Annotated in this window: 21 protein-coding genes; 10 read left to right on the top strand and 11 right to left on the bottom strand. The window is 69.7% G+C overall.

The window, feature by feature from the left end; genetic code table 11:
* The first annotated feature begins 67 nt into the window (after positions 1-67).
* From ACYVD1_RS14325 to ACYVD1_RS14315, 3 genes are all read left to right on the top strand, one after another.
* Positions 68-589 carry a PH domain-containing protein gene (locus ACYVD1_RS14325; protein ID WP_460772231.1) on the top strand — a complete coding sequence of 174 codons (522 nt, stop codon included), beginning with the start codon at positions 68-70 and terminating at the stop codon, positions 587-589.
* 142 nt (positions 590-731) lie between these two features.
* The gene (locus tag ACYVD1_RS14320; RefSeq protein WP_460746518.1) at positions 732-1,727 is read left to right on the top strand and encodes an adenylate/guanylate cyclase domain-containing protein; all 996 of its coding nucleotides are present in this window, start codon (positions 732-734) and stop codon (positions 1,725-1,727) included.
* A 168-nt stretch (positions 1,728-1,895) separates the two neighbouring features.
* The gene (locus ACYVD1_RS14315; protein WP_460772229.1) at positions 1,896-2,531 is read left to right on the top strand and encodes an MBL fold metallo-hydrolase; all 636 of its coding nucleotides are present in this window, start codon (positions 1,896-1,898) and stop codon (positions 2,529-2,531) included.
* Positions 2,532-2,849: 318 nt separating this feature from the next.
* Here ACYVD1_RS14315 and ACYVD1_RS14310 read toward each other — a convergent pair whose 3' ends face one another.
* The 5 genes from ACYVD1_RS14310 to ACYVD1_RS14290 all read right to left on the bottom strand — a co-directional run bounded on the left by ACYVD1_RS14310 (position 2,850) and on the right by ACYVD1_RS14290 (position 9,737).
* Positions 2,850-3,641 (bottom strand): succinate dehydrogenase/fumarate reductase iron-sulfur subunit, encoded by a 792-nt coding sequence (locus tag ACYVD1_RS14310; protein ID WP_460772226.1) that lies wholly within the window; start codon positions 3,639-3,641, stop codon positions 2,850-2,852.
* Entirely contained in the window at positions 3,638-5,605 is a 1,968-nt protein-coding gene (locus tag ACYVD1_RS14305; protein ID WP_460772223.1) for a fumarate reductase/succinate dehydrogenase flavoprotein subunit, read from the bottom strand. Before ACYVD1_RS14305 ends, ACYVD1_RS14310 begins: the two co-directional genes overlap by 4 nt.
* 26 nt (positions 5,606-5,631) lie before the next feature.
* Entirely contained in the window at positions 5,632-6,444 is an 813-nt protein-coding gene (locus ACYVD1_RS14300; RefSeq protein WP_460772220.1) for a hypothetical protein, read from the bottom strand.
* Positions 6,445-6,790: 346 nt separating this feature from the next.
* Positions 6,791-8,554 carry a glycosyltransferase family protein gene (locus ACYVD1_RS14295; protein ID WP_460772218.1) on the bottom strand — a complete coding sequence of 588 codons (1,764 nt, stop codon included), beginning with the start codon at positions 8,552-8,554 and terminating at the stop codon, positions 6,791-6,793.
* A 202-nt stretch (positions 8,555-8,756) separates the two neighbouring features.
* Positions 8,757-9,737, bottom strand: coding sequence for a LysR family transcriptional regulator (locus ACYVD1_RS14290; protein WP_460746502.1), 981 nt, complete (start codon positions 9,735-9,737; stop codon positions 8,757-8,759).
* Between the two features lie 131 nt (positions 9,738-9,868).
* On the opposite strand from ACYVD1_RS14290, the gene ACYVD1_RS14285 reads away from it, so the two are divergent.
* From ACYVD1_RS14285 to ACYVD1_RS14275, 3 genes are read left to right on the top strand one after another with little or no spacing between them, the layout of a single operon-like run.
* Positions 9,869-10,519, top strand: coding sequence for a succinate dehydrogenase cytochrome b subunit (locus tag ACYVD1_RS14285; protein ID WP_460772271.1), 651 nt, complete (start codon positions 9,869-9,871; stop codon positions 10,517-10,519).
* Positions 10,520-12,466, top strand: a complete 1,947-nt coding sequence (locus tag ACYVD1_RS14280) for a fumarate reductase/succinate dehydrogenase flavoprotein subunit (protein WP_460772214.1) — start codon at positions 10,520-10,522, stop codon at positions 12,464-12,466.
* Entirely contained in the window at positions 12,463-13,209 is a 747-nt protein-coding gene (locus ACYVD1_RS14275; RefSeq protein WP_460772212.1) for a succinate dehydrogenase/fumarate reductase iron-sulfur subunit, read from the top strand. Before ACYVD1_RS14280 ends, ACYVD1_RS14275 begins: the two co-directional genes overlap by 4 nt.
* A 61-nt stretch (positions 13,210-13,270) precedes the next feature.
* Here ACYVD1_RS14275 and ACYVD1_RS14270 read toward each other — a convergent pair whose 3' ends face one another.
* The 4 genes from ACYVD1_RS14270 to ACYVD1_RS14255 form a co-directional block, all read right to left on the bottom strand.
* Complete coding sequence (locus ACYVD1_RS14270; RefSeq protein ID WP_460772209.1) at positions 13,271-13,939, bottom strand: AAA family ATPase; 669 nt, start codon at positions 13,937-13,939, stop codon at positions 13,271-13,273.
* Positions 13,940-13,987: 48 nt separating this feature from the next.
* Positions 13,988-14,620, bottom strand: a complete 633-nt coding sequence (locus tag ACYVD1_RS14265; RefSeq protein WP_460772207.1) for a GNAT family N-acetyltransferase — start codon at positions 14,618-14,620, stop codon at positions 13,988-13,990.
* 107 nt (positions 14,621-14,727) lie between these two features.
* Complete coding sequence (locus ACYVD1_RS14260; RefSeq protein ID WP_460772205.1) at positions 14,728-15,363, bottom strand: GNAT family N-acetyltransferase; 636 nt, start codon at positions 15,361-15,363, stop codon at positions 14,728-14,730.
* Positions 15,364-15,415: 52 nt separating this feature from the next.
* Positions 15,416-16,123 carry a TrmH family RNA methyltransferase gene (locus tag ACYVD1_RS14255; RefSeq protein ID WP_460772201.1) on the bottom strand — a complete coding sequence of 236 codons (708 nt, stop codon included), beginning with the start codon at positions 16,121-16,123 and terminating at the stop codon, positions 15,416-15,418.
* A 149-nt stretch (positions 16,124-16,272) separates the two neighbouring features.
* Between ACYVD1_RS14255 and ACYVD1_RS14250 the strand changes: the two genes are divergently transcribed.
* Positions 16,273-18,000 (top strand): serine/threonine protein kinase, encoded by a 1,728-nt coding sequence (locus ACYVD1_RS14250; protein WP_460772199.1) that lies wholly within the window; start codon positions 16,273-16,275, stop codon positions 17,998-18,000.
* Positions 18,001-18,032: 32 nt separating this feature from the next.
* The gene (locus ACYVD1_RS14245; protein WP_460772196.1) at positions 18,033-19,868 is read left to right on the top strand and encodes a serine/threonine protein kinase; all 1,836 of its coding nucleotides are present in this window, start codon (positions 18,033-18,035) and stop codon (positions 19,866-19,868) included.
* 44 nt (positions 19,869-19,912) lie between these two features.
* On the opposite strand, the gene ACYVD1_RS14240 is transcribed toward ACYVD1_RS14245, so the two are convergent.
* A complete protein-coding gene (locus ACYVD1_RS14240; protein WP_460772194.1) occupies positions 19,913-20,302 on the bottom strand; it encodes a hypothetical protein in 390 nt (129 codons plus the stop codon).
* 48 nt (positions 20,303-20,350) lie between these two features.
* Positions 20,351-20,728 carry a DUF3054 domain-containing protein gene (locus tag ACYVD1_RS14235; RefSeq protein WP_460772192.1) on the bottom strand — a complete coding sequence of 126 codons (378 nt, stop codon included), beginning with the start codon at positions 20,726-20,728 and terminating at the stop codon, positions 20,351-20,353.
* A 174-nt stretch (positions 20,729-20,902) separates the two neighbouring features.
* Here ACYVD1_RS14235 and ACYVD1_RS14230 point away from each other — a divergent pair, with 174 nt between their 5' ends.
* A complete protein-coding gene (locus ACYVD1_RS14230; RefSeq protein ID WP_460772190.1) occupies positions 20,903-22,606 on the top strand; it encodes a protein kinase domain-containing protein in 1,704 nt (567 codons plus the stop codon).
* 90 nt (positions 22,607-22,696) lie between these two features.
* The gene (locus ACYVD1_RS14225; protein WP_460772187.1) at positions 22,697-24,565 is read left to right on the top strand and encodes a protein kinase domain-containing protein; all 1,869 of its coding nucleotides are present in this window, start codon (positions 22,697-22,699) and stop codon (positions 24,563-24,565) included.
* Positions 24,566-24,601: the final 36 nt, after the last annotated feature.

Raw genomic sequence — 24,601 nt, 5'->3', positions numbered from 1 at the left:
AGCCGGCCGTCCACAGGGCAATTCCCGCCTCTCCCGCGTGGGGGCGGCTTGTGCCATCATCACCGTTATGGCTATCGCGGACCGTTATCTCTCCGACGACGAGGAACTCGTCTACGTCGCACGGCAGCACTGGACCCTCCTCGCGGGCGAGTTCGTGGCACTGCTCCTGATCATCGGGGTGGTGGGCACAGCGCTCTTCTTCATGCCCTGGAACGAGGAGTGGAGCATGATCGCCGCGGGCATCGTGGTGGCCGTGGGGGCCGTCGCCGCCTTGGCCTTCTGGCTCGTCCCCATGCTGAAGTGGTCGACCACGGTCTACATCCTCACCAACCGGCGGCTGATGATCCGGGAGGGGATCATTTCCAAGCAGGGGCGCGACATGCCATTGACCAGGGTCAACGACGTTTCCTTCAACATCTCGCTCTGGGAACGGATCATGCGGTACGGAACGTTGTCCATTAAGTCGGCGTCCGAGCAGGAGAGCATGCTCCTCCAGCGGGTGCCGAGACCCCAGTGGTTCCAGTCCGAGATCTACCGCCAGGTCAACGCGGCCCAGCGGCGGGAGTTCCCTCCGGGGCCACAGAGCTGACCAGCCGCTCAGCGGGCGCACGCTGCCTCCGTCCCCACGGGGCCCGGGCGTAAGCTGAAGTGGAAACGGCACCCTGCCCGCGTGCCGGTGACAAAGTGATTGATCCCCGCCCCGGCGGGGAAGGTCCCGTGAAAGAGAACGTATGCCGTCGCGTCCTGACCCGAAAGCGATCGAGTCCGTCCTGCTCGGTGGTGAGGCGGTCTACACCAGGGAACAGGCGGTCGAGCTCGCCGGAGCCGATCCTGAGCTGGCCGGTCGCGTCTGGCGCGCCCTGGGTTTCCCGACCCTCGGTGACGACTCGGTCATCTTCGCCGAGAGTGATGTCGAGGCCCTGCGCATCACCAACTCCCTGCTGCAGGAGGGCATCCTCGACGAGGAGGGCGTGGTCCGCTTCGCCCGCGCCATGGGGCAGACCATGGCACGCCTGGCCGACTGGCAGACCAGCATCCTCAGCACCCTCATCTTCCAGGAGGGCAACGGCGAGGCCGGGGCGAACCCGCTGATGAACCAGGTCAAGGAAATCCTGCCGGACGTGGAGCGCCTGCTTCTGCACATCTGGCGCCGCCAGTTGGCGGCCTCCACCTCGCGCACCCTCGCCGTCATGTCCAGCGGCAACGACATCGTGCCGAACTACTATCCGCTGATCGTGGGCTTCGCCGACCTGGTCTCCTTCACGACCCTCAGCCGGGAGCTCGACGAGGTCGAACTCGCCGATGTCGTGGAGGGCTTCGAGGCGACGGCCGCCGACATCGTCGCCTCCGGGGGCGGACGGGTGGTGAAGACTCTCGGTGACGAGGTGCTCTACGTCGCGGACTCGCCCCTGCAGGCCGCCGACATCGCCCTGCGACTCGCCGACGGCGTCAGAACGCACGTGGAGGTGCCCGACGTCCGTGTGGGTGTGGCCTACGGGCCGGTGCTCACCCTGCACGGAGACGTCTTCGGCACCACGGTCAACCGCTCCAGTCGCCTCACCTCGTTCGCCCGGCCCGGCACGGTGCTCGTCGATGACGGGCTCGCCGAGAGCCTGACCGAAGAGGAAGGCCTCCAAGTGGTGAAGGTCCGCGCCCGGCACGCACACGGCCTCGGCCTCATCCAGCCCTACGCGCTGCGCCGCGACTTCGACGCGGGCAGTCCGTAAATCCCGGCGCCCGACCCCGGGTGGCCGACCCCGAACCGACCCGCATCCGACAAACTCCCCAACCCGAGATCTGACACTCCCCCGAACGGCGCCGATCCGCGTGTGCGCGCCGCTTCGGTCGGGATAAGCTCAGAATTCCTGCCCCGTGAGACGTCAGGTGGTGAGCCTGTGAGTTCCCTTTCCCCCGTCCAGCGGCTACGCACCTCGGGAATCTTCAGCCTTGAGGGTGCCGAGTCCGAAGTCGAGAACAACGTGTGGATCGTCGGCAACGACGACAGCGCGGTGGTGATCGATGCCGCCCACGACCACGAGCGCATCGCCCGTGGCCTGGGGGACCGCGAGCTCATGGCGATCGTGTGCACCCACGGGCACAGCGACCACGTCAACGCGGCGGTGTCGCTGGCGGACCTCACGGACTGCCCGATCCTTCTGCACCCCGACGACGCGGAGCTGTGGCAGCACGTCTACCCCTACCGGGAGCCCGACGCGCCGTTGCTGCACGGTGAGGTGCTGCGTGCCGGGGACGTGGAGCTGAACGTCCTGCACACCCCCGGCCACACCCCGGGCGGGGTCTCCCTGCACGCCCCGGAGCTGGGGGTGGTCTTCAGCGGGGACACCCTCTTCCCCGACGGCCCCGGGGCCACCGGTCAGCACGCGTCGGACTTCCCGACGATCATCGCCTCCATCCGGGACCAGCTCGCCACGCTGCCGGGCGACACCGTCGTGCACCCCGGCCACGGCGAGTCCACCACGGTCGCGGAAGCCGCCGCCCAGGTCGACGAGTGGGCCAGCCGCGGTTTCTGAGCCGGGGCCGGGCCGCGCGTGGTCCCGAGGAGGGCGGGACGGGCCCAGGCGGCCAACCATGCCCCACCTCCACGGAGTCCACCCGCACGGACCCCGGGGTAACAGCAAACCCCAAACCGCTCGTCTGCCGGGGTTGTGGTGTGGTGCTGCGCGCTGACTTGAACGCACAGCGCAACCATGCCCACGAGGGGAAACTGCGTGGAGCGCGGCGCCAGTCAACTGCCCCCGCACCCTCCAGACGAAGAGGAGGGTGCGGGACGCGGGAGGTCTCCCGAGCTGGGGACGGGTCCCTTCCCGGGCCTCAATGCCGGGTGCGGGTTAGTCCTCGTCCGCCGGTCGGCGGGTGTTCGGTGCGATCGGGGTGTCCTTCGGGCGGACACCGATCTTGGACCCCAGCCACACCAACGGGTCGTACTTCCGGTCCACCACCCTCTCCTTGAGGGGGATCAGCGCGTTGTCGGTGATCCTGATCCCCTCGGGGCACACCTCCGTGCAGCACTTGGTGATGTTGCAGTAGCCCATCCCGAACTCGTCCTGGGCGATCTTGCGCCGGTCGGCGGTGTCCTCCGGGTGCATCTCCAGCTCGGTGACCCGCATGAGGTATCTGGGTCCCGAGAAGTGCTCCTTGTTCTCCTCGTGGTCTCGGATCACGTGGCACACGTTGTTGCACAGGAAGCACTCGATGCACTTGCGGAACTCCTGTGAGCGCTCCACGTCCACCTGCTTCATCCGGAAGTCGCCAGGTGACAAGTTCGGGTCCGGGGTGAACGAAGGGATCTCCCGCGCCTTCTCATAGTTGTACGACACGTCGCACACCAGGTCCCGGATGACCGGGAAGGTCTGCATCGGCGTCACGGTGATGACCTCGTCGTCCTCGAACACGCTCATCCGAGTCATGCACGACAGGCGCGGTTGACCGTTGATCTCCACCGAGCACGAACCGCACTTGCCCGCCTTGCAGTTCCACCGGACCGCCATGTCGGGGGTCTGGGTGGCCTGGAGGCGGTGCAGTACGTCCAGCACGACCTCGCCCTCGTTCACCTCCACCCGGTACTCGGTCAGTTCGCCCTCGTCCGATCCGCGCCATACCCGGAACGTCCGCTCACTCATGACGTTTCCTCCTCGGTCGTGTCCGCCGCGTCGCTGTCTGCCGCCCCTACGGTGTCCCGGGCGTCGGGCAGCTCCTCCTCGGTCAGGTACTTGGCCAGCTCGTCCCGGTCGAACAGGGAGAGCAGTGTGGCGGGGATGTCCGCGACAGGGCGCCGGGTCAGCACCACCCGGCCGTCGACGGCCCGAGCAGCCAGGTTCACCCGGCGCCACGCGGCCGACATCTCCGGGAAGTCGTCGCGGGTGTGCCCGCCGCGCGACTCGGTGCGCTCCAGTGCGGCGCGGGTGACCGCCTCGGACACCAGGAGCATGTTCGGCAGGGCCAGCGCGAGGTGCCATCCGGGGTTGTACACCCGGTCCCCGGGCGCGCTGAGCACCTCGACCCGCTCGGAAAGCGCGGCCAGCCGCTCCAGGGCCTTCTCCATCTCAGAGCCCTTGCGGATGATCCCCACCAGGTCGTTCATGGCCTCCTGGAGTTCGGTGTGGAGCGTGTACGGGTTCTCCCCGTCGCCCTGCTTGAGCGGGGCCAGCGAGGAATCGACCTCCTGCGCCGCGGCACGGTCCAGGACCCCCTCCGGGGCGGCCTCGCCGCCCAGCCCGTCCACGTAGTCCGCGGCGCCCAGCCCGGCCCGGCGCCCGAACACAAGCAGGTCGGACAGCGAATTGCCGCCCAGACGGTTGGACCCGTGCATCCCGCCCGCGACCTCCCCGGCGGCGAACAGCCCCGGAACGTCCGACGCAGCGGTATCGGCGTCCACCCGGACCCCGCCCATCACGTAGTGGCAGGTCGGGCCGACCTCCATGGGTTCCGCGGTGATGTCCACGTCCGCCAGCTCCTTGAACTGGTGGTGCATCGACGGCAGCCGCCGCTCGATCTCCTCGGCGGGCAGCCGCGATGACACGTCCAGGAACACGCCCCCGTGCGGGGACCCCCGGCCCTCCTTGACCTCGTTGTTGATCGCTCGGGCCACCTCGTCTCGCGGCAGCAGCTCAGGGGGCCTGCGGTGGTTGCCGGGGTCCTTGTACCAGCCGTCCGCCTCGTCCTCGGTCTCCGCGTACTGGGACCGGAAGACATCGGGCACGTAGCCGAACATGAACCGTTCGCCCTCGGAGTTGCGCAGCACACCGCCGTCACCGCGCACGGACTCGGTGACGAGAATGCCCTTCACCGAAGGCGGCCAGACCATCCCGGTGGGGTGGAACTGGACGAACTCCATGTTGATGAGCGAGGCTCCGGCGCGGAGGGCCAGGGCGTGACCGTCCCCGGTGTACTCCCAGGAGTTGGAGGTGGTCTGGAAGGCCTTGCCGATACCGCCGGTGGCGAGGATGACGGTGGGTGCCTCGAACAGTACGAAACCGCCGTCCACCCGCCGGTAGCCGAAGGCGCCCAGGATCCTCCCCTCGCCGTTCGGGTCCCGGATCAGGCTGGTCACCGCGGTCTCCGCGAACACCCTGAGCCGGGCGTCGAGGTCGCCGCACTCGGCGGCGTCGGCCTGCTGGAGCGCCACGATCCGCTGTTGCAGCGTGCGGATCATTTCCAGCCCGGTGCGGTCGCCCACGTGTGCGAGCCTCGGGTACTCGTGCCCGCCGAAGTTGCGCTGGCTGATCCGTCCGTCACCGGTGCGGTCGAACAGCGCGCCCCAGTACTCGAGTTCGAGGATGCGCTCGGGTGCCTCCTGGGCGTGGAGTTCCGCCATACGCGGGTCGTTGAGGAACTTGCCGCCGCGGATGGTGTCCCGGAAGTGCACATTCCAGGTGTCGTCGGCGTTGGTGTTTCCCAGGGCGGCCGCGGCACCGCCCTCGGCCATGACCGTGTGCGCCTTGCCGAAGAGGGACTTGGAGATGATCGCGGTGCGCTTGCCCTGCTCTCGGGCGGCGATGGCGGCGCGCAGTCCGGCGCCGCCCGCTCCGATCACCACGACGTCGTAGCTGTATCGGATGATCTCGGACTCTGCTGTGGGGGGCATGTGCGTGTTTCTTCCTTCCCCGGTGCTCAGTTGAGGATGCGCAGGTCGGTGATGGTGCCACTGGCGACCAGGGCGACGTAGGCGTCGGTGGCCATGAGCGACCCGATGCTGAGCCAGCCGTACAGCATGTGTCGGCTGTTCAGCGAGGAGATCCGGGTCCAGAACCAGTACCGGACCGGCCTGCGGCTGAAGCTGCTCAGCCGGCCGCCCATGATGTGCCGACACGAGTGGCAGCCGAACGTGTAGGCCCACAGCAGAAGCACGTTGACGAGCATGATCAGGTTGCCGACCCCGATGCCGAAGCCGCCGTCCGTGCCGTGGAAGAAGGGGACGATCATGTCCCACGTGTTGATCCCGACGATGATGCACACCGCGTAGAAGAAGTAGCGGTGGCCGTTCTGGGGGAGCATGAGCGGCCGGGTCTCACCGGTGTAGCTGCGGTGCGGTTCGCGTACCGCGCACGCGGTGGGCGCCTGCCAGATCGAACGGTAGTAGGCCTTGCGGTAGTAGTAGCAGGTCACGCGGAACAGCAGCAGGATCGGCAGGCTGATCAGGGCGTACGGAAGGAAGGGTGGGAACTCCACAGGCAGCCGGCCGAAGAGCGAGGCGTCTTCGACGCACTGCTGGGCGAGGCAAGGGGAGTAGAAGGGGGTCAGGTAGTGGTGTTCCTGGACCCAGTAGTGGTCCTGTTGGAACACCCGGACCGCCCCGTAGACAAGAAAGGTGGCCAGGCCCAGGGTTGTCAGGGCCGGGCCCAGCCACCATCGGTCGGTGCGGAGTGTCCGCTGGCGGATGCGCGCCCGGCCGCTGCCTTGGCGCGCGTTTCGAGTCGTGGTCACCGTGGTCTCCACCTCCTGTGGCGAGCGACCTGGCCGTGGGGCGGGGAACGGCTCCACGCCTCCGGTGGCCGTGACCGCTCCCCGGGGTTCTGGATGGCTGCGGGCGAAGCAGTAGCGAACCGGTCTGTTACGCAACGCTAAGCCGCTGTGATCACGGTCACGTCCCGGAGCCTGGGAAACCCCTGGGAAAAGTGTGTGACATGCGCCACTGCTCAGCCGGATTATGTGGGCTTCTGTAGTCGTGTGTGAATGTCAATCACCTTTGCCCTTTTTGTTGCCTGGGGTTCCTGTGCTAACGGAGAAACCCCAGTTGTCCGAAGCTGTATCGGCGGGCCAAAGGTCGGCTTCACCGTAGAGCGAGGGCGCGTGGGCCCTCCAGGTGTTCCTCCGGTACCCGGACACCCAGGCGGGCCAGACGGCGCAGGTGGGTCTGGTGGCTGAACCACTCGTGCAGGACCTCGTGTCCCCGCTTCACCTGCTGCGCGTACCGCTTGCCGTCCGTCATCAGCGCCTCAACCTCGCCCGGAACGCCCTCCGGGACGGTGTAGACCGCTGCGTCGCCGAAGACGGGCGCGAAGGAGTGCGGCAACAGGGTCGGCAGCCCGACGGCGATGGCTTCCAGCGGTGCCCGGCCGAAGGGCTCCAAGTACCCCTCACCCGTGAAGTACACGTACACGTCCAGGCCGTGCAGGAAGTCGCGCACGTCCATCGAGTCGAAGGGGTGCGCGGTCCAGTGGTCGGGCAGGAGCCCCATGGCCCGCTCCGCGTGTGAGGTCCCGCCCAGCACGTGGGTCTCCCATCCGGGGAGCAACGGGTGGACCATGGCCAGGGTCGCCGGATCCTCCGGCCACTTGTCACGGTCGTCGCGTGAGTGGCGGCCGACGAGGACGCGGCCGTCCGGAGCGCGGGGCCCCGCACGGCGCCAGGAGTCCAGGTCGATGATGTTGGTCCAGTCGTCCGCGGCTAGCGGGATCCCCGCCATCTCCTCGGCGTGGTGCCGGACCATGGCCTCGCGTACCCGCGGGCTGATCGGGTACCAGCTGTGCTCACCGAGCAGGTTCGTGAAACCCTCCGCGCACCGCGCGACGTCCCAGGCCTCGTACCGGGGGCTGCCCGCCCCGTAGCGCCGGTCGGGGGTCTGGTTGACGACCACGATCCGCCGTGCGGCCTCCACGGAGGGGAGGACGTCCAGCGGCTGCTGGCCGATCAGCGGGAACCTGGCGACGAGCAGGTCGCAGGTCACCCGCTCGTCGGGGGCGACGAAGCGGACGAGGTCGTTGTCGACGGCGGCCAGGACCTTGGGGTTGATCCCGTGGGCGTGGTCGCCACGCAGGGCCGGGTGGTGGACCAGGCCGGTGCGCAGCCCCGCGCGCCGCTGTGCGGTGATCTCCTGCAGATTGCTGCTGGTCGTGCCGCCCGGCAGCCGGAAGTCGGACATCACCACCACGTCGAAATGGCGGTCGTGGCTGGACGGCCGGACCCGCGAGGTCAGCAGGAGGGGCACCCCCGACGAATCCCGGGCGGGGCGCGGGGCGGCCAGATCGGCCAGGTGGGCGTGGTTCCGTGCGTGTTCGGGCTCTCCTGTGGCGCGGTACCAGTTCGACAGGGTCTTGTGCGCCTCGGCCCGGACCGGTGGTCCGACCTCGGTGTCCGAGCCCAGGCCGTTGAGCTGTGCCAAGCCCAGAGAGCTGAAACCGGTCCAGAGCAGGTCCTGCGCAGTGGAGAGGCGCTGATTGCCCTGGGCGCTCACCACACCCTCCGGGCCTTTCGCGCGGTCCCGCTGCTCCCAGCCCTCGGAGACGCGCTGCACGGCCTGTTCCGTGGCCTCCCGGATCGTCTTGCGCACCCGAACGTCCCGCTTGCGCGCGATGCTCAGCTCGTCCCGGCGGTCGCCGTCCATCCGCGCGAGTTCGGAGCGCACCCGGTCCAACTCGCGGGACCGCCGTTCCCCCTGCCGCTCCACCAAGGAGGCCACCCACAGAGTGAGGGAGGCGAGACCGGCGAAGGCCAGCACCAGCGCCATTCTCGGCGGGCTGAGCGCGACGGCGACGGTGACCAGCGCGACGGCCACCAACACGACTTGCTTGCGGGGAATCGACCTGAGCCTCATATCGCGACCGCGTTCCGCATCGGGGATGGCTGCCTCCCGCGCGGCTCCGACGGGTCCGGCCGGACGGCGGCGGGGTCCTCAGCCTCGCTCACGGAACCGCCCCGGCGAAGGAACAGGCGTTCGGGGGAGGGTCGTTGACAGAGCGTGCGAGAGCGGGAGGGAGCGGCCCAAGTCGGACTGCTCCCACGAATACCCCAGGACGTCAGTCCGGAAGCTCGCCCTCCGCGGGGCCGGGTTCGCCCGCGTCGGCGGCGGAGATCAGCACCTCCAGGTCCGGGCCGAGGTCCTCTGGGGACAGGGCCAGCAGGTACTCGTTGAGGTGGCGGCGGAAGGCCTCCGCCGAATGTGACGGCTGCACGTCCTTGCGGCGGGCCAGCGCCACGGTGCGCAGAAGGCGGGGCCGGGCCAGCGGGGTCCCGCGCAGGCCGGGGCGGTTGCGCAGCACCATGCTCGGAACCACGGCCAGCCCGAGGCCGGCCTCCACGAACCGGAGCACGGCGTCCATCTCGCCGCCCTCCACCGCCAGGTCCGGTTCGAACCCGGCGGCGCGGCACGCGCGCAGGGTGGCCTCGCGGACGTCGTAACCCCGCCGGAACATCACCAGCGGCCGCTTCTGGAGTTCGGTGATCCGGATCGACGCGCGCCCGTTGGGGGAGGGGTGCGAGGTCGGGCTCGCCACCACCAGGTTCTCCCGCAGGATCGGCGTGGTCGAGAAGTCGGGATCGCTGCTCTGCAGCGGGAGGATGATCAGGGCCAGGTCCAGTTCGCCGCGGCCGAGGTCCCGGATCAGGTCGCGGGAGCCGCTCTCCTCGACGTGGAGTTCGATTCCCGGGTAGCGGGTATGGAAGTCGGACAGCACATCGGCCAGCAGTCCCGCGCACAGCGACGGCGTGGCGCCCAGGCGCACCCGGCCCCGGCGAACACCGGCCAGCTCCGCGACCTCGCGGCGGGCGGTCTCCAAGTCGGTGAGCATACGCTGGGCCAACGGGAGCAAGGCCTCACCAGCCGGCGTGAGTGTGATGTTTCCCCGAGCACGACTGAATAACGGCGCACCCAACTCCTGCTCAAGGCTGCGGATCTGTTTGCTCAAGCTCGGCTGGGCGACGCGCGAAAGCTCGGCTGCGCGGGTGAAATGGCGCGTGCGGGCCACAGCGACGAAGTAAGCGAGCTGCTGGAACTGCATGCTCCATAGCCTAAGGCTATGGACACCAGGGTCCTCATGACTTGGACGTCGGACTTAACTCGATTTTAAAGTGGCAAGCTGTGGCGAACAGTACCTTGACCAAGAAGCGGTCTACGGCCTACGGGTCCACGGTGGCGCTCAAGTCAGCAATGGCGGCCTCCGGTGCGATCCTCGTGCTGTATTTGATCGTGCACATGTACGGCAACCTGAAAGTCTTCGTGGGCCAGGAGGCCTTCGACGAGTACGCTCACAGTCTTCGTGAGCTGGGCTACCCGATCCTGCCGGAGAGCGGCTTCCTGTGGATCTTCCGGTTCGCCCTCCTCGCGGCGATCCTGATCCACATCTACGCCGCCGCGGTTCTCACGATCCGCGCGCGCAAGGCCCGTGGACAGCGTTACGTGTCGACGAAGCGGGTGCAGCGCACCTACTCCTCGTACACCATGCGATGGGGCGGTGTGCTGATCGCGCTCTTCGTGATCTTCCACATCCTGCACCTGACGGTGAACGTCATCGCCCCCGGCGGTGCGTCCGACAGCCCCTACGAGCGGCTCGTGAACGGGTTCCAACCGGAGTTCTGGTACGTGACCCTCTTCTACGTCCTGGCCGTCGTCGCCGTGGGCTTCCACCTGCGGCACGGCATCTGGAGCGGCGCGGCCACCCTGGGCCTCAACGCGGCCAGCCGCCAGGGCAAGATCAACGCCGCCGCCGTGGGGCTCGCGCTGGTCGTGACCGTCGGTTTCCTGCTCCCGCCCCTGGCGGTCACCTTTGGACTGGTGAGTTAATTGTCTGAGAACGACCTTTACATCGAGGGCGCCCCGATCCGGGACGAGAAGGCCCCCGAGGGGCCGATCAACGAGCGCTGGGACAAGCGCCGCTTCTCGGCCAAGCTGGTGAACCCCGCTAACCGGCGCAAGCTCTCCGTGATCATCGTGGGTACGGGGCTGGCCGGTGCGGCAGCGGCCGCGACCATGGGCGAGGCTGGCTACAAAGTCCTCTCGTTCTGCTACCAGGACAGCCCCCGGCGCGCGCACTCCATCGCCGCGCAGGGCGGCATCAACGCCGCCAAGAACTACCGCAACGACGGCGACAGCATCCACCGGCTGTTCTACGACACGGTCAAGGGCGGTGACTTCCGCTCCCGCGAGTCGAACGTCTACCGTCTGGCCCAGACCAGTGTCGAGATCATCGACCAGTGTGTGGCCCAGGGCGTACCGTTCGCGCGCGAGTACGGCGGTCTGCTCGACAACCGCTCCTTCGGCGGCGTGCAGGTCTCCCGCACCTTCTACGCGCGCGGCCAGACCGGCCAGCAGCTCCTGATCGGCGCCTACCAGGCCCAGGAGCGGCAGATCGCGGCGGGAAGCGTCCAGATGAACACCCGCCACGAGATGCTCGAGGTCATCGTCGTGGACGGCAAGGCGCGCGGCATCATCGCTCGCGACATGGTCACCGGCGAGATCGAGACGCACTTCGCCGACGCCGTGGTCCTGGCCACCGGCGGCTACGGCAACGTCTTCTTCCTGTCGACCAACGCGATGGGCTCCAACGTCACCGCCGCGTGGCGTGCCCACCGCAAGGGCGCGCACTTCGCGAACCCCTGCTACACGCAGATCCACCCGACCTGCATCCCGGTCAGCGGCGACTACCAGTCCAAGCTGACCCTGATGAGTGAGTCGCTCCGCAACGACGGACGGATCTGGGTGCCCAAGGAGGGCGGCGACTCCCGCGACCCGCGCCAGATCCCCGAGGAAGAGCGCGACTACTACCTGGAGCGCATCTACCCGGCGTTCGGCAACCTGGTGCCGCGGGACATCGCCTCCCGCGCGGCCAAGAACGTCTGCGACGAGGGCCGCGGCGTCGGTCCCGGCGGGCTGGGTGTGTACCTCGACTTCGCCGACGCGATCGAGCGCCTGGGCCGGGATGCCGTCGAGGCCAAGTACGGCAACCTGTTCGACATGTACCAGCGCATCACCGGCGAGAACCCGTACGAGCTCCCGATGCGCATCTACCCCGCGGTGCACTACACCATGGGTGGCCTGTGGGTCGACTACGACCTGCAGAGCAGCATCCCGGGCCTGTTCGTGACCGGTGAGGCCAACTTCTCCGACCACGGTGCCAACCGCCTGGGCGCGAGCGCGCTGATGCAGGGCCTGGCCGACGGCTACTTCGTCCTGCCGAACACCATCAACGACTACCTCGCTGACGGTCCCTTCGAGAAGATCGACGAGAGCCACCCCGAGGCCGCCAAGGCCAAGGAGGAGGTCACCTCCCGGATCGACAAGCTGCTCTCCATCAACGGTTCCCGCACCGTCGACTCCTTCCACAAGGAGCTCGGCCACATCATGTGGGACTACTGCGGCATGGAGCGCAACGAGGAGGGTCTGCGCAAGGCCATCGAGCTCATCCGCGCGCTGCGCGCCGAGTTCTGGCGCGACGTCAAGGTGCTCGGCACCAACGAGGAGTTCAACCAGGCCCTCGAGAAGGCCAACCGCGTGGCCGACTTCCTGGAGCTGGGCGAGCTCATGTGCGTCGACGCCTTGCACCGCCGCGAGTCCTGCGGTGGCCACTTCCGCGCCGAGAGCCAGACCGAGGACGGCGAGGCGCTGCGTCACGACGACGAGTTCGCCTATGTCGCCGCCTGGGAGTTCGGTGGCGTTGACAGCAAGCCCGTACTCCACAAGGAAGCCTTGGAGTACGAGTACGTCGAGATGAAGCAGCGGAGCTACAAGTGAACATCACCCTGCGCGTTTGGCGCCAGAAGGGCCGTGACGACGAAGGCCGGATGGTCACGTACAAGCTCACGGACGTCTCGCCGGACATGTCCTTCCTGGAGATGCTCGACGTCCTCAACGAGGAGCTCACGCTCTCCGACGAGGACCCGGTCGCGTTCGACCACGACTGCCGTGAGGGCATCTGCGGTGCCTGCGGTGTCGTGATCGACGGCGAGGCGCACGGCCCGGAGGTCACCACCACCTGCCAGCTGCACATGCGCAGCTTCAACGACGGTGACACCATCACGGTCGAGCCGTGGCGTGCGAAGGCCTTCCCGGTCGTGAAGGACCTGGTCGTGGACCGCGGTTCGTTCGACCGCATCATCCAGGCCGGCGGCTACATCAGCGCCCCGACGGGTACCGCCCCGGACGCCCACGCCAACCCGATCCCGAAGCCGGACGCCGACCGCGCGTTCGACGCCGCGACCTGCATCGGCTGCGGCGCCTGCGTGGCGGCCTGCCCGAACGCCTCCGGCATGCTGTTCACCGCCGCGAAGGTCACCCACCTCGGCATGCTCCCGCAGGGGCAGCCGGAGCGGGCCTCGCGCGTGGTGCAGATGATCAACCAGCACGACGAAGAGGACTTCGGCGGCTGCACGAACATCGGTGAGTGCGCCGCGGTCTGCCCGAAGGGCATCCCGCTGGACACCATCTCCCAGCTCAACCGCGACCTGCTGGGCTCCCTCAGCAAGGGCATCGGCTAGCCCCGATCCCCGGTCGTACGAACGGGCCGCGCCTCCACGAGGGGGCGCGGCCCGTTTCGCTCTACTCGGTTAGGCGCCGCAGCAGTTCGGCGTCCTCTGCGGCGATCTTCCGTGCGACCGCTCGGACGTCAGCTCCCTGTTGGGATGTCCTTTCGTCCGCGGCCAGTCTGCCGAGCAGCCCTGCGTCACGGCTGAACGTCTGTTGGGCCCTCTCCAGTACCCGGGCCTTGCGCAGGTGGTCGGCGGCGATTCCCATGTTGGCCTCCAGGCCCTGGACCGAGTCGAGGACCAAGCGCTCGTCGTTCCACGTGGCCATGCCGTCGCGGCGCGCCGCCAACGAATCCCAGGCGGGTTCGGGGAAATCGGGCAGATTCCGCTGGCGACCCTCCAACCTTCGGCGGTGCAGTTCGGGGTCTGAGCAGACCACCTCGATCCAAACCAAGGGTGTTCCTTGCCGCTCGGCCAGACCCCGCCACTGTTCCCGGGCCTCCTCCGCGTCGTTGACCGCGTCCACGATCACGGTCTGGCTCAGCGCGAGGATGTCGGCGGCCATCGCCTCCACCGCCACGTACGCGGCCAGTCCGGTAGGCTCGGAGCGATCGATGCCGACACGCCACAGCGCGGCCTCAACGGGGTCGACCGACAGTACGGGAGCGGACAGGTACCGTCCCAGCTCACAGGCCAGGGTGCTCTTGCCGGACCCGGGCAACCCGGCCATCGCGATCAGCATGTCCCATTCCCTCTCAGGAGCTCCGGACGTAGGCGGTCCCTGTGCGGATCACACCGCGGGGCGCATCATGCAGTACGTCGAGGGCAGGTTCGGGTCGTTGACCGCCCGGACGACGCGGAAGTCGTAGCGCTCGTAGTAGCCGATGTTGGCCGAGTTCATGGTCTCCAGGAACACCGGGACCCCGTCAGCGTCGGCCTGGGCCAGCCCCGCCTGCAGCAGCCCGGTGCCCACGCCCCTCCCGCGGGCCGCGGGGTCGGTGCCGAGCATGGCCAGGTACCAGTGCGGCTCCTCGGGGGCCGACGCCTTCAGATCGGCGAAGTACCGTGCGACCTCCGGCAGTCGGCGCACCCCGATGAGCGACACCAGGTGCGGCAGCGACCGCAGCAGGGAGGCGGTGCCCTCGGCCTTTCCGCCGGGCGGGTTCCACAGGGCCGCGCCGCGCACCACGCGTCGGCCCTCGTGGGACTCGACCACGTGGGAGTGCCCGCCGGGGACGTAGTCGAACCCGGCGAACAGGGCGCTGAAGCGGGCAACCTGCGCGAGCCGCCGCTCCTCTTCCGGGAAGAGCCACCGGAAGAGCGGATCGTTGTGGAAGGCCCGGCTGAGGACCCGCGTGATACCGGGCACGTCGTCCATGGTGGCGGTGCGGACCGGCATGTCGGTGGTGACCTTGGGGTCCATGCGTGCAGTCTCCCTCTCTCCCGGGGCTCGTCCCCCGCCATGTTAGATCACGGAAACATCACGGGCGGGGTGTTTCTTGGGAAGTGTTCGGTGCGGAGCGCGCGGGCTCAGGAGGGCTGGCGGAGCAGGAAGTAGCTGGTCCCCACGTCCAGGTGCGGAACCTCGTGCACGACCCGGAAGCCGAAGCGCTCGTAGAAGCCGACGCTCTTCTCGTTGAGTGTCTGGGTGAACACCGGAAGGCCCTGGGAATCGGCCCCGTCCAGCCCGTCCGTGAGCAGGCCGCCCGCAACCCCGGCACCCGCGACGGCGGGGTCGACGCCCAGGGCCGCCAGGTACAGGTGTGGCTCCTGGGGCGCGGCCATCTTCCACTCGGCGAAGATCCGCACGAACGCGGCCAGGTTGGTGCGCCCGATCAGCGCACCCCAGTGCGGCCAGGTGCGCAGGGAGACCAGGGAACCCTCGGGGTTGCTCGTCGGCTGAGCCCACAACGCCGCGGCCCGGATCACCGGGGTGGACTCCGCACCGTCGGCGAGGTCGCTGACCTTGGTCTCGCCGGCGGGGACATAGCCGAACCCGGCGGTCAGGGCGAAGAAGCGGCGCACCTTGGCGAGGCGCAGCTCGTCGTCGGGGAAGAGCCACTGGAAGAGCGGATCGTCGTGAAGCGAGAGACTGAGGACCCGGGCCACCCCGGGGACGTCGTCGAGCGTGGTGGCGCGGGCTGCGGACATGACGATCGGGCTCATCCTTGCTACTTCCTGGTAGGGGGCGACTCGCCCATGATAGATCACGGGAGGGTCACGGTGCAGGGGTGGAGGTCCCGCCTGAGACGGGTTGGTCGAACACGTGCGCCCGCACCCAGGCGTGCATGGCCACCGCCGCGGCCGCGCCGGCGTTGATCGACCGGGTCGACCCGTACTGGGCGATCGACAGCACCGCCGCGCACACCTCCCGCACCTCCTCGGAGAGCCCGGGGCCCTCCTGCCCGAACACCAGAACGGCGTCGCGCGGCAGCGGGTAGGTCTCCAGGGGGACCGCCCCGGGCAGGTTGTCCACCCCGACGAGCACGAGGCCGCGCTCGGCGGCCCAGGACACCAACGATTCCGCGTCCGGGTGGTGGTGGACGTGCTGGTAGCGGTCGGTCACCATGGCGCCCCGGCGGTTCCAGCGGCGCTTGCCCACGATGTGCACGGCCGCGCACCCGAAGGCGTTGGCGGTGCGGACCACGGATCCGATGTTGAAGTCGTGCGACCAGTTCTCCACCGCCACGTGGAAGCCGTGCCGGACGGTGTCGAGGTCGGCGACTATTCGCTCGCGGCGCCAGTAGCGGTAGCGGTCGACCACATTGCGGCGGTCGCCGTTGGCGAGGAGTTCGGGATCGAAGTGGTCGCCCTCGGGCCAGGGGCCCGGCCAGGGTCCCACACCCACCTCACGCGCCTCGTCCTCCCCGGAGGAGTGCTCGGCGGGGATCCCGGTGGCCGCCTCGGCGGCGAGGTGCTCGTTCATCCGTTCCAGTTTACGAACGCCTGGCGCCCGGCTGTTCCGGCGAAGGATCCCGCCCGGGTGGACGATGGCGGTCATCGCCCAGAGGCCGGGGCTGGAAGGGCAAGTACGTCCCTAAGATGGTGTATACCCCCACAGGAGCAGACTTTCGTATGCCCCCACCTCCGGAGCAGGACCCGTCGGCAGCCCTCCCCCCGGGTGTCCGGCCACCGGTCGCCGACGACCCCCGTTACCTGGGTCCGTTCCGTCTGCTCGGTCGGTTGGGCTCCGGAGGCATGGGGGTCGTGCACGCGGCGGTGGACGAGGCGGGCAGGCCCGCGGCGGTCAAACGCGTACATACCCGGTTGTCCTCCGACTCGGAGTTCCGTGCCCGCTTCCGCCGGGAGATCTCCCTCGTGCGCCGGGTGCGCTCCGACCACGTGCCGCAGTTCATGGGCGCCGCCACGCGCGGTGCGGTTCCATGGCTGGCCACGGAGTACGTGTGGGGGCCGACCCTGGACGCGGAGGTGCGGGACCGCGGGCCGCTCGAAGGGGACGCGTTGTCCTCGTTCGCCCGCGGTACCGCGGCTGCCCTGGCCGCGGTTCACGCGGCCGGAGTCGTACACCGCGACCTGAAGCCCGGCAACGTGATCCTGTCCTCGCATGGGCCGAGGGTGTTGGACTTCGGGATCTCCAGGGCTGTCGAGGAGGCCGGTATCACCCGTACCGGGCAGGCTGTGGGGACCCCGGGTTGGATGCCGCCCGAGCACTACCTGGGCCGGGCCGCTGCCCCCGCGGCCGACGTGTTCTCCTGGGCTGCGCTGGTGGTGTTCGCGGCCACCGGTCGGCCGCCGTTCGGTACGGGGAGCCCGGAGGTACTGGCGGAGCGGGTGCTGGCCGGGGGACCGGAACTGACCGGGATCCCCGCCGTGCTGCGGCCCGTGCTGACCGACTGCCTGGTTTCGGAACCGGCGCACCGGCCCGGGACCGACCGGGTCCTGGACTCTCTCCCGGGTACCGCCGACGACACCACGTTGGCCGAGGCTCCGGTGGGCGGGCCGGGACCAGATGCGGCAGGGCGGACGGAGCCGCGGGGGAGCACCGTACCCGTGCGGGTGGCGGACCAGTGGCGTACCACAGCCCCGCCCCGACGGCCCTGGCTATGGCGCCGCCGGCGCCCGCTGGCTGCCTTGGCCGTCGTCTGCCTGGCCGCCGTTCTGGCGGGGACCGGGGCCAGGCTGCTCCCAGACCGGGACCCGGGAGCCGGGGCGCCGGAGGATGCGGCTGAGGAGGAAGGCCAAGGGGAGAACGGGGCCGCCGAGGACGTACCCGAGGAGTACCGGGACCTGTATGAGAACGGTCGAGTAGTGGTGGAGCAGTCCCCCGGGGACGAGCCCGCACTCGTCCGCTCCCTCACCGATCCCGACAGCGGGCAGAGCCTCGACCAGCTCAGAATCACGTTCGGCGATATGGCCGATTCCTGGAACACATTCACCGTCGAAGGGACCCTCGAGTACCTCCCAGACTTCGGGTCCCTGACCGTGAGCGACACGGACTTCGCCACAAGGGGAACCGTCGGCCCTGGCCAGGACACCGTTCCGGCCGGGCAGCTCTCGATCTCCCCGGCGGAGAACACCGGCGAGGGCGCCACCCTGGACCCTCTCGACCCGGAAGCGGAGCTCACCGCCACGTTTATCCGCGAGCCCCGTGCCGTCGTCTTCTACGCACCCGACGATGTCCGAGAGGGGGAGGGAGAAATCGCCCAGGGCTTCCCTGGCGGCCTCTGCGTCTGGGACGACCTGTTGGCCGAGGGTTTCGCGTCGGATGGGCGGTTCGCCCCCTACGACCCGTCCCTAGGAGCATCGGCGGAGGCCCATGAGATCTGTCCCGTCGAGAACTGAACCGTGCCGAACGTGAGAAGAGGTGGCGCCACGTGACACCCCCTGCCCCTTTCGACGAGCACCGGCTGCCCCCGGCTGTGTCTCCGCTAGCGAGGCAGGACCCGCGACACATCGGCGGGTACCGGATCGTCGGCCGGATCGGGGCCGGTGGGATGGGCTCCGTCTACGCGGGCCTGGACAACGGGGGCCGTGCCGCGGCGGTGAAGGTGGTCCTTCCAGAACACGCCGACCAGCCGGCCTTCCGGGCCCGGTTCGCTCGGGAGGCCGCGTTGGTGGAACGGGTCCGGTCCACCTGCACCGCGGGGTTTCTGGCGGCCGACGTGGACGCCCCCGCTCCGTGGCTCGCTATCGAGTACGTACCGGGGCGGACCCTGCGTCGCCACGTGGCCGACAAGGGGCCGCTGCACGGCGGCAACCTCGTGGCATTGGCAGTGGGCCTGGCCGAGGCGTTGAGCGCGATCCACAGTGTCGGGGTGGTGCACCGCGATCTGAAGCCCGGCAACGTGATCCTCGCACCGGACGGTCCCAAGGTTCTGGACTTCGGGATCTCCCGCGCCGTGGACCTGACCGCGCTGACGCGCACGGGGGAACTCTCCGGTACCCCCGGCTGGGTCTCGCCCGAGCAGTACGACGGCTTGCCCGCCACAGAGAGGTCCGACGTCCACGCCTGGGGCGCGCTGGTGGCTTTTGCCGCGACCGGGCGCGCCCCGTTCGGTACCGGCGACGCGCACACGCTGGCCCGCCGCGTGCGCGAAGCCGACCCGGACCTGGAGGGGGTGCCGCCAGAACTGCTGCCGCTCGTGCGGCGGGCGCTGCTCAAGGACCTGGGGGAACGGCCGGACGCGGAACGGCTGCTGGACGACCTGGTAGGACAGTGGAACGCGACCAGCGTGGTTCCGGTGGACCCCGGCCGACCGCGCCAAGCGGTTCCGACCCTCGTGGCCGCGGAGTGGACCGGGTTCCAGGCCCCGCAGGCCCGCCGAGTCGGACGGCGCCGACGCTTCCTGTGGGCCGCGGCGGCCATGGCCGCCGCGGTGCCGCTGGTGGCCGCCACCCTGTTCCTGGGCCCCAGGGGAGATGCCAGCGGGCAGGCCGACGGGGGATATCCGGCCGGAACCGGACAGGACGATCCGTCCTGGGACCCGCGGGACGGCCGGGCGGCAGTGGAGCAGGCTCTCGACCTGGCCCTGGACGCCCCGAGCTTCGAGGTCATGTACGGCTCACGGTCGACCCACGAGTGGGTCGGTGGTTCGGGGTCCTACCGCTACACCCAAGAGCCCGAACCCGTGCACCACTTCATGCACCTCTTCGGTGAGGGCTCCCACGGGGGGTTCGCCATCGGGGAGGGGGCCGGTGGCGAACCCGAGGACATCATCCACTGGTTGGGGCAGCGTGAAGGGGCGGAGGATATCCGGGACACCTTCTACCGGACCGAAGGAGAACACCCCTACATGAGCGGCGAAGAAGCCGGTAGGGAGGGGGCCTTCGCCCCCATGACCCGGATGGTCGAGGGAGAGGGGGAGATCGAGTACCTGGGCGAGGAGCCCGTCCCCGAAGTTGAACTGCCCCAGTCCGACCTGGTCGAGGTCTCCGAAGCCGACGTGAGCGACCGCTCGGGGCACGCGTACACGAGTGAGGGCACAAACGAAGACGGAGAATTCCAGGCGTACGAGCTGTGGGTTGATGACTCCGGTTACCCCCTGGTAATGCAGGACTTCTCCGAAAGCGAGTACACGGGAAACTCGGGTGAGACGGACGACGTGCGCGTCACCATGAGCTATGTCTACGTGCACTTCGGTGGAGATGTGGAGATCGAACTCCCCGACGAGTCCGAGATCGGACCTCCCCCGTCCCACATCGAAGAGTGACCCCGGTGCGACCCGCATACCCGTAGGGGCCGGATCCGCCGGGCTCAGAGCCTGATGTCCCCGTGGAAGTCCCGGCCCTGGTAGACCCGGGCGTTGCCGCTCACGTCGCCGTGGATCTGGTTGCTGACCGAACCCGCGCCCTCCTGGCTGACCGTCGAGCGCAGGTCGCCCATGAGCCGACCGATCTCCGGGTCCTCCTGCTCGGCCCGCTCCAGGTGTTCGGCGACGACGGTGAGCACCTCGGTGTCGCCGGTGTCCAGGCGGGCTTCGTCCAGGGCCTCCTGGGCCTCGGGCTCCGACCGGAAACGTGCGAAGACGGCCCGGCACAGGGACTTGAACGTGTCGACCGTGCCTTCGGTGGCGTACTCGGTGACCTTGGTGACGGCGCCGGTGGCGATGGCCGCGGCGATGGCGAGGGTGACGGGCTCTGCCATGGAGGCTCCTCGGGGGAGAGGGGTGTTGTCGTAGCCCAGTCTTCCCCGTCAGGACGCCTTCTGTCGCCTCTTCCGGGTGACGAGGAGGGCGGCCACCCGCCAGCCGAGCATGGTCGCGGCGAGGAAGAGCGCGGTCACGAGCACGAAGGAGAGAGGTGCCCCTTCCCCGCTGAGCAGCCGTAACGGCATCGCGCCCACCACGGTCACCGCCCACACCAGGACACCGGTAGGCCAGATCCGGTCAGGGGAGCGCCACGCCAGTGTGACGGCCCATCCCAGGGCCAGAGCGAACAGGAACGGCCACGCGGTCGCGGCCACCTCGGCCGGGGCCAGCCCGGTCTCGTGGTCGATCTTGCCGACCACCACGAAGACCAGGACACAGGCCAGGTCGGCCGCCATGCCCAGCGGAACCACATACGAACGCATGACACCAGGCTAGGAGGTGTTTCCGGGGAGGCTCAGGCGGGTGCGCGTCCGGCGATCGTCCAGGTGAGGGTCGGATGACACGGGGTGAGAACCGGCAGGGGTTTCGCGGCATCTGAACCCCTGGGCCACAGCCAAGCCCGCACCCTCTTGATGCCCGACCGTGAAACCCCCCTCATGACCCACTCCACCGAAACCCCTGCCGGTGTCCTGCCCCTGGAACCCGGTGAACCTCGCTACCTCGGCCCCTTCCGACTGGTGGGGCGCCTCGGCGTCGGCGGTATGGGCGTGGTGTACGCGGGACTGGACGATCGGGACCGGCGGGTGGCGGTCAAGTCCGTGCACCGGTCCTACGCGGCAGACCGGGAGTTCCGGGTCCGGTTCGCGCGGGAGGTGGGCCTGGTCCGGCGGGTGCGCTCCACCCGGGTTCCGGCCTTCGTGGGCGCGGACACCAAGGCCGCGGTGCCGTGGTTGGCCACCGAGTACGTTCCCGGCCCGACCCTCGGCCGGTACGTGCGGGACCACGGGCCACTGGACGGGGAGGCACTGACCGCTTTCGCCCTGGGGGTGGCCGAGGCGCTCGCCGCGATCCATGCCCGGGGCGTGGTGCACCGGGACCTGAAGCCGGGCAACGTGATCCTCGCGCCGGACGGCCCCAAGGTGGTGGACTTCGGGATCGCCCGCGCCGCCGAGGAGAGCGGCCTCACCCGTACCGGTGGAATGGTCGGTACCCCCGGTTGGCTCGCACCCGAGCAGTACCGGGGCGCACCGGCCACCGACCGCTCGGACGTGTTCGCCTGGTCCGGACTGGTCGCCTACGCGGCCACCGGGCGGAACGCGTTCGGGGCCGGGCCCTCCGATGTCCTCGCCTCGCGTGTCCTCGCCGAAGCGCCCTCCCTGGACGGAGTTCCCGGGCACCTGCGGGGCGTTCTGGAACGGGCCCTGGACAAGGACCCGAGCCGGCGCCCGAGGGCGGCGGGGCTGCGGGACCTTCCCGGGCACCCGCCCTCCGACGGCTTCCGGGAGGCTCCCTCGGATGATTCCTGGGGCGGCTTTCCGGACCAGGACACCACTGCTGAGGAGTGGGCCGAGCAGGCCCCTCCGAAGCGCAGGTGGGTCCGTCGGCACCGGAAGGCACTGTCGGCGTGCGCGGCCGTGCTGTCGCTGGCACTGGTGGCCGGTGCAGGTGTGTGGTCGTTCGGGACCGGGCGCACGCCCTTCGGGCCCGGAGGCCCCGCCGACGGGGAGCCGGCCGAAGCGGAGGCGGGCGACGACGCCGGCCCGGCGGCTCCGGACGGGGTTCCCGCGGAGTACCGCGAGCTCTACGGCACCGGCACGGTCACCGTGGCAGCCGCCGACGGTCCCGACCCCGCCCTCGTCCGGCGGCTCGAATCCGGGTCCGGCGGGGAGGACCTGGACCAGCTCCGACTGACCTTCGAGGAGGCGGTGCGGCGGTTGGACAGCCCGACCTCCCTCACTCTGACCGTCCGGGCCGAGTACCTGCCGGACTTCGGCTCGCTCAGCGTCCACAGCGACGATTTCGGCCTGGTCAGCGAGGTCCGATCCTCCGACGACAGCCTGTACCTCCACCCCAGTTCCACGCGGGGGGTGCTCGCTGCCCTCGACCCGGAGGAACCGGAAGCCACCTTCGACGTGACCCTCACCGGCCCCGTCGGAACCGGGTCTGTGGCCTACTACCTGCCGCAGGAGGCGAGGAGCGACGGGGAGCCCGTCCCCCTCGACCAACCCGGCGGGCTCTGCTTCGTGTCGGACGTGCCCCGGCCGGAGGAGACGGAAACCGCGGCCGAAGCCGCCCCCCACGACACCACTCTCACCGACGGCACACCGACCAACAGCTGCGCCTACAACGAGGGCCACTGACAACGCACCACCCCCGAGCGCCTGAGGCCACCAGACCCGAGACCCTGACACCGCCCAGCCACCGCCACCACGCCAGCCGAGAGGAATACCATGCCTGATCCCTATCCGCACTTCACACGGGACCGGCTTCCGCCCGGGGTGGACCCGACCGCGAAGGAAGACCCCGAACAGCTGGGCGCCTTCCGGATCGTGGGCCGGATCGGCGCCGGCGGTATGGGTGCCGTCTACGCGGGGCTCTCCGTGGACGGGGCCTGCTCGGCCGTCAAGGTCATCCATCCGCGGTTCGCCGCGGACCCGGACTTCCGGGCACGGTTCGCGCGCGAGGTGGGGATGGTCTCGCGGGTCCGCGCCGTGTGTACACCCGCCTTCCAGGGGGCCGACGTACAGGCGGCCACCCCGTGGCTGGCCACCGAGTACGTCCCCGGCCAGACCCTGCGCCAGCACGTCCGGCAGCATGGACCGCTCACCGGCGGCATGCTCACCGCCCTGGCCACCGGGCTGGCCGAAGCGCTGGCCGCCATCCACGACGTGGGCGTGGTGCACCGGGACCTGAAGCCGGGCAACGTGATCCTCGCGCCGGACGGCCCCAAGGTGGTGGACTTCGGGATCGCCCGCGCCGCCGACGGGACCGCGCTCACCGCCACCGGCGGACTCATGGGCACCCCCGGTTGGACCGCCCCGGAACGGTACGACGGTGAAGAGGCCACGGGCGCCTCGGACATGTTCGCCTGGGGCGGCCTGGTCGCCTACGCCGCCACCGGACGGGACCCCTTCGGAAGCGGGGCCGCAGACGCGCTGGCCCACCGGGTCCGCAACGAGGACCCGGACCTGGCGGGCGTTCCAGAGGACATGGTGTCCCTGGTCCGGCGGGCACTGGACCGGGACCCGTCCGGTCGGCCGACCGCCGTCCAGGCGCTCACGTCGCTCGCGTCGCAGTGGAACGCCACGCGGGTCGAACCGGTCGGACACGAGCCCACGGAGATCGTTCCCGGCATGCTCGCCACCGAGTGGCGCGGCATCGACCGCCTGGAGTCGCGCCGAGCGAGAGGCCTGACCCGCAGGGTCCGAGTGGGAGCCCTGACGGCGGTGGCCGCGGCGGCACTGGCCCTGATCGTGCTCGGGGCCTGGCTGGTGCTCCGCCCCGGACCCGCCGCGGAACAACCCGAAGCGGCCCCCGCAGAAGAGGGCAGCGCGCAGATCCGGCCCGAAGACGCCGAGGCCGTGGTGGAGCAGGCACGGGACCTGGCCCTGGACGCCTCCAGCTTCCTCGTCCACCGGAACCACATCGCGGAGAGACCGTTGAACGACGGGTTCACCTTCCGCTACACCGAGGACCCCGAACCCGTCTACCTCCAAGCGACTTTGGGCAACCTCGGGATCACGGAGCAGATGCTGGTGGGGGAGGGCCTCGACGACGTCCTGCACCGCTCCGCCCAGGACGCGGCCGTAGTCGAGGGCGCCACCTACCGGGGGTACACGGGCAACTTCCACCGTCCGCCGGACCCCGATCCCGACCCGGACCGGGCGGACTGGGCGGACCCCGCCTACTTGGTGGAGGGCTTCGACGACATCACCGGAGCCGACGGTGAGGTCGAGCACCTCGGGCAGAGCCGGTCACCCGACGTGCTCACCAACCTCGCCGAGGAGATCGAGGGGGAGCGGGAGGTCGAGGAGACCGAGGAGGGCCAGGACACCGTCGCGGGCCAGGAGGCGGACCACTACACCGGTTCCTTCGTGAGCGGCCGGGACGGTCTGGACGACGTCGAGCACACCTTCGACCTCTGGATCGACGAGGAGGGCTACCCGCTCCACTTCCGGGTGTCCTACGAAGGTGAGAGCACCCAGTACGAGGGCGAGGCGGAGCCGGTCACGCTGGACATCGCTTACCTCGGCTTCGACATGCCCCTGGATATCGAGGTCCCCGAAGAGTCCGAACTCGACGACCCGCCGGAAGCGTAGGTGGAGCCGCAAGCCGCCTCCGAACCCGGCCCTGGT

This window comes from Nocardiopsis nanhaiensis, assembly GCF_054778635.1.
This window is presented reverse-complemented; position numbering and strand designations above follow the sequence as displayed.

Coding starts and splice junctions, on each gene's coding strand:
- ACYVD1_RS14320 (WP_460746518.1), top strand. CDS start 732: ATGCCGTCGCGTCCTGACCCGAAAGCGATCGAGTCCGTCCTGCTCGGT.
- ACYVD1_RS14250 (WP_460772199.1), top strand. CDS start 16,273: ATGCCCCCACCTCCGGAGCAGGACCCGTCGGCAGCCCTCCCCCCGGGT.
- ACYVD1_RS14235 (WP_460772192.1), bottom strand. CDS start 20,728: ATGCGTTCGTATGTGGTTCCGCTGGGCATGGCGGCCGACCTGGCCTGT.
- ACYVD1_RS14310 (WP_460772226.1), bottom strand. CDS start 3,641: ATGAGTGAGCGGACGTTCCGGGTATGGCGCGGATCGGACGAGGGCGAA.
- ACYVD1_RS14230 (WP_460772190.1), top strand. CDS start 20,903: ATGACCCACTCCACCGAAACCCCTGCCGGTGTCCTGCCCCTGGAACCC.
- ACYVD1_RS14270 (WP_460772209.1), bottom strand. CDS start 13,939: ATGCTGATCGCGATGGCCGGGTTGCCCGGGTCCGGCAAGAGCACCCTG.
- ACYVD1_RS14260 (WP_460772205.1), bottom strand. CDS start 15,363: ATGAGCCCGATCGTCATGTCCGCAGCCCGCGCCACCACGCTCGACGAC.
- ACYVD1_RS14295 (WP_460772218.1), bottom strand. CDS start 8,554: ATGAGGCTCAGGTCGATTCCCCGCAAGCAAGTCGTGTTGGTGGCCGTC.
- ACYVD1_RS14225 (WP_460772187.1), top strand. CDS start 22,697: ATGCCTGATCCCTATCCGCACTTCACACGGGACCGGCTTCCGCCCGGG.
- ACYVD1_RS14290 (WP_460746502.1), bottom strand. CDS start 9,737: ATGCAGTTCCAGCAGCTCGCTTACTTCGTCGCTGTGGCCCGCACGCGC.
- ACYVD1_RS14325 (WP_460772231.1), top strand. CDS start 68: ATGGCTATCGCGGACCGTTATCTCTCCGACGACGAGGAACTCGTCTAC.
- ACYVD1_RS14265 (WP_460772207.1), bottom strand. CDS start 14,620: ATGGACCCCAAGGTCACCACCGACATGCCGGTCCGCACCGCCACCATG.
- ACYVD1_RS14305 (WP_460772223.1), bottom strand. CDS start 5,605: ATGCCCCCCACAGCAGAGTCCGAGATCATCCGATACAGCTACGACGTC.
- ACYVD1_RS14255 (WP_460772201.1), bottom strand. CDS start 16,123: ATGAACGAGCACCTCGCCGCCGAGGCGGCCACCGGGATCCCCGCCGAG.
- ACYVD1_RS14240 (WP_460772194.1), bottom strand. CDS start 20,302: ATGGCAGAGCCCGTCACCCTCGCCATCGCCGCGGCCATCGCCACCGGC.